The sequence below is a fragment of the Nostoc sp. genome, from assembly GCF_036917635.1.
Taxonomy (GTDB): domain Bacteria; phylum Cyanobacteriota; class Cyanobacteriia; order Cyanobacteriales; family Nostocaceae; genus Nostoc.
Genome location: NZ_JBALCW010000034.1, coordinates 1 through 1415 on the forward strand (window position 1 = coordinate 1; position 1415 = coordinate 1415).

At 41.6% G+C, this 1415-nt stretch carries 1 protein-coding gene; it reads left to right on the forward strand.

Annotated elements, in window-relative coordinates; translation table 11 throughout:
• The first annotated feature begins 95 nt into the window (after positions 1-95).
• Positions 96-1232 (forward strand): ISAs1 family transposase, encoded by a 1137-nt coding sequence (locus V7K32_RS09575; protein ID WP_334992494.1) that lies wholly within the window; start codon positions 96-98, stop codon positions 1230-1232.
• Positions 1233-1415 lie beyond the last annotated feature (183 nt).

The window sequence follows — 1415 nt, forward strand, 5'->3', positions numbered from 1 at the left end:
CAGGGCAAACGCATCTTAATTGGAACGAAAAATGAGGTATGATGGAGGGTTAGCATTTTTGCTGCTACTCCAGGTGAGCGGTGCATCCACTACTTATGAACCCAATCTTTGACGATACCATCCTCAAACACTTTTCTAGTCTAGAAGACCCAAGAATTGAGCGCACTAAACAGCATGTGCTAATAGATATCGTTGCTATTGCGATTTTAGCGGTACTCAGTGGAGCAGATAGCTGGGTAGCGATTGAAACTTATGCTCAAGCCAAACATAAATGGCTACAACAGTTTTTAGAACTACCTAACGGAATTCCCTCCCATGACACCACTGCAAGGGTCTTTGCCAGATTAAATCCCGAAGCATTTGAGCAATGTTTTCATCGGTGGGTAGAGTCGATTACTGAAACTATCGGCGCTCAAGTGATACCTATTGATGGGAAAACAATACGTCAGTCCTTTGACCGCGATCGCCTACAAAAAGCAATTCATGTCGTTAGTGCTTGGGCAAGTACACATAGGTTGGTTTTGGGTCAACTCAAAGTAGATTCCAAATCCAATGAGATTACAGCAATTCCCAAGTTGCTAGAGTTGCTAGATATTGCTGGATGTATCATTACGATTGATGCGATGGGATGCCAGAAAGAAATTGCCACCCAAATAGTCAATCAAAAGGCAGATTATGTACTAGCTCTCAAGGGTAATCAAGGTAAACTCGCAGACCTAGTAAGTCTTTGGTTTGAGAAAGCCAGAAGTAATGATTTTGAAGGTATTGAACACAGTTATCATTCCTCGACGGAGAGCGCTCATGGTCGGATTGAAATCCGACAATATTGGAGTGTTCCTGTTTCAGAGCTAGATGCACTACCAAACCAACAACAATGGTCAGGGCTTCGGAGTCTAGGTATGGTGGTGTGTGAGCGTCGGCTGTGGAACAAAACCACAATTGAGGTCCGCTTTTACATCAGTAGTTTAGAGTATGACGCTCTTATTTTAGCTCATGCCGTTCGTAGCCACTGGGGAATAGAGAATTCCGTACACTGGATACTTGATGTCACATTTAATGAAGATGCCAGTCGCATTCGTAAAGACAACGCCCCTCTTAATTTCTCTGTTCTACGGCGTCTATCTTTAAATCTTTTAAGTCGAGATACTTCAATACGTGGAAGTATTGCGATGAAACGATATCGCGCCGGATTAGACAATAATTATCTAGCTAAAATCATCGCTACTGTCTAGGTCATTTCAAGCAGAAGTCAAATTATAACTATTCAATGGTTTTAGTCAACCTAAAACTAGCTTGGCATGACAAAAAAGTAGTAAATGCACAGCCGTAAAGATTTGGGACGTATCAAATCCACCTGTGAGTTAGTATGCAAAAAAATAATTGTTTGTCAAATAAATTTAGATGCGTTTACCCTG